Below are 2,762 nucleotides of genomic sequence, written 5' to 3'. Positions count from 1 at the left end.
CCTTGCGCCACGACCGGTTAGCGTCAACCATGACAAAAAGGTTGGCCGTGCCGTTGCGCTTGTATTCGGAGTCGTAACGGTATCGCTTTCCGGGTTTCGGCGTGATGGGCACGCGCACCTCGCCGATAAGCTGGATCGGGCTTTCGTCAAAGCAGACCACCGGTCGCTCGGGATCATGTGGCTCGGCATAGAGATCGAGCAAATCCTCCATACGGGCGATGTATTCGCCATCAATTTTGGCGATGCACCACATTTTCTGTTGCCAGGGTTTCAGATCGTTGTCGGCCAACCGACGGCGGATGGTCTCGCGCGAGACGCTCGATTGTTCGATCACTTCGACCAAGGCGTTGGCCAGAAGCTTCAAAGTCCACCGCGCAAATCCCTGGGGTGGATCAGAACAGGCCAACGCCACCAGTTGCACCTCCTCCTTGCCGCTCAGTTTGCGAGCCGCTCCTGGACGCGGCTCTTCGCTGAGGGCAGCCTCCAGGCTGATCTCCACAAAGCGTTTTTTGGTGCGGTAGACGGTCGAGCCGCTGGTCTGCACAGAGGTGGCGATAGCCTCGTCGCTGACGCCCGCATCGGCGGCCAGCAGGATCTGCATCCGTTTAAGCCGTCGCACCGCCTGCTTGCCGCCACTCACCAAAGTGCTGAGTTCGTCTCGTTCGGCTTGGCTGAGGTCGACCAGATATCTTATGTTCATTCCGAAAGCCCTTCTTGGTGAAAGAGCCTTGGATAAACCCGAAATGAATCAATCGTTTGACCAAAAGACGACGGTGCCGCCAGCACGGTTCACCGCCAAACAGGGCCAGTACCTCGCCTTCATATGGGCCTATGCGCAGATCAACGGCCGCGCTCCGGCAGAGGCTGACTTCCAACACTACTTCAAGGTCACCGCCCCGTCAGTTCACCAGATGCTCACGACCCTCGCCAAGCTCGGTCTGATCGAGAAGCAGCCCGGTGTGGCCCGCAGCATTCAGATGCTCGTTACGCCGCAGGAACTACCCATTCTCGGGTTAGATCAACCGTCATAATCACTGCGACGGGACACTAGCTGTAATGTCGCGCGACAATCAACATGAGAATCGTATTGCCTCACCCGAGAATGTTCCCGAGAGGTTGATTGTCACCTCACCCCGAAACACCGGCTACATCAGATACGCCAAACTGGCTTTTAATTGAACCGCAAGCAGCGAAAGACAGAACTCGGCGTCGACGGCACCAATGCCCTCTTCTCGTGCGTGACCCGCGGTCAAGCCCCGCAGCCGCGCAGCGGGGCGCCGAAGGCGCCGGGCTTGACGGCGGGTCACGCACGAGAGACCCTGTGAATTGCCGTCCTTCGTGATCTCACCGTCAAATCTTTTCGGATGAGGTCCATGCCGTCGTGCTCCGTCATTTAATTTCCGCAGCCATATCATCGTGCACCATTGCGTCGAGCGGCTTTTCCCCAAACACCAGACGGCGCGCTGCATCCCGACGCCAATCTTTCAGCCGACGCTGCAACGTTCGCAGAAGGTGATCCGGGAAAGCACCAGGTTGTTCATCTTGTAAACGATCCAATAGCTCGTGCGCCGTCCGCCACGGCTCAGCCTCGAACCACCCTTGCAATTTATCGGTAACCGAAACAAACGGATCCGGACGGCGTCGCAGCCGCTTCGCCTTTGGTTTCGGTTTGGTCGTCGGCCGGATTTCACCGTCCTGCCAAGCGATCTTCAGACTGGACAAGAATTGGTCCAGCGATACATCGGGTGCCGCATCGATCGCGGTGACGGTTTTGTCGGCGATATCCACGATAAGCTGCTGCGCCTGCCGGATATCGCTGAGGAGCCGGACCGGATCGAGTTGACCATACTGCTCGGTGACATCACGCTTGATCTCTTCCGAAACACGCTTGTCCGCAATCAGCCGCTGATAGGGCGTCGCCGGCGCGTGATAGCGCTTGCGCACCTTGGCACCTTCCCGCACTTTCTCCGCCAGTTTGAAGGAGGGTTGAAAGTAGTTCACGAACAACCTTACCGATCGATATAATGTCGCCAACGCGGTCGCCGCTTCCAGCCCCTCGTAACGCCGATAACCTACAATGCGGCGCACCACCGCTCCGTTTTTCTGCTCCACCCATGCCTGATCATTTTTGCGATATGGCCGACAGCGCGTGAAGGTGATTCCATTCGCCAGGCAGTGATCACGCACCGTCTCGTTCATAAAGACGCTGTCGTTGTCAGTATCAAAGCCAAGAATGGGAAATGGCATTCGCCGACAAACCTCTCCCAGAACCTCCGTCAGAATTTGCTGCTCGCGCATCAAAAGCGGCGCGCATTCGGTCCAACCCGTGGCAATATCGGTCAACGTCAACGTTTGGACAAAACTGCCCTTCGCCGAAGGCCCGCTGTGCGCCACTAGATCTGCTTCCATAAAGCCAGGTACCGGATCGCCCCAATCAGAAAAGGTGCGAACCGGTATGCTCCGGCGAACCTCCGACGATGCTGTCGCACGTCGCCGATGCCGCCCACCCGCCGCAGCCCTCATCGCATACAGCGCCCGATCGATCGTCGCAGCACTCATCGCCAACAATCCCGCACGGACCTCCGAGGCTAGTTGCAAATGCCCGTGACGTTCCATCGACTCAACAAGTATCGGTATCAATGGCCGCAGCCGCTTGCCACAGATCCGGTCGGACGCCTCCCAGATCACAATCAACGCTTGACGAACCGCCTCATCATAGACCCGTCGCCCCGGGCGGGGACCCGATCGGCGATCAGGACGAC

3 protein-coding genes are annotated in these 2,762 nt (G+C 58.3%); 1 reads left to right on the top strand and 2 read right to left on the bottom strand.

Annotated features, from left to right (window positions below; all coding sequences use genetic code 11):
- The coding region (locus ACP5E6_RS17960; RefSeq protein WP_427956595.1) for an IS630 family transposase at positions 1-700 on the bottom strand (700 nt) is incomplete at its 3' end.
- Between ACP5E6_RS17960 and ACP5E6_RS17955 the strand changes: the two genes are divergently transcribed.
- Positions 693-1,031, top strand: coding sequence for a LexA family protein (locus ACP5E6_RS17955; protein WP_427956593.1), 339 nt, complete (start codon positions 693-695; stop codon positions 1,029-1,031). The two genes, ACP5E6_RS17960 and ACP5E6_RS17955, sit on opposite strands and share 8 nt — an antisense overlap.
- 358 nt (positions 1,032-1,389) lie before the next feature.
- On the opposite strand, the gene ACP5E6_RS17950 is transcribed toward ACP5E6_RS17955, so the two are convergent.
- On the bottom strand, positions 1,390-2,762 hold a 1,373-nt coding region (locus tag ACP5E6_RS17950), incomplete at its 5' end, for an ISNCY family transposase (RefSeq protein WP_427956590.1).

Origin of the sequence: Acidiphilium sp. (assembly GCF_049977125.1) — a bacterium.
Classification (GTDB): Bacteria; Pseudomonadota; Alphaproteobacteria; order Acetobacterales; family Acetobacteraceae; genus Acidiphilium.
This window is presented reverse-complemented; position numbering and strand designations above follow the sequence as displayed.

What these genes read in the sequence shown, in the direction of transcription:
- ACP5E6_RS17955 (WP_427956593.1), top strand. Translation starts at nt 693, where the DNA reads ATGTTCATTCCGAAAGCCCTTCTTGGTGAAAGAGCCTTGGATAAACCC.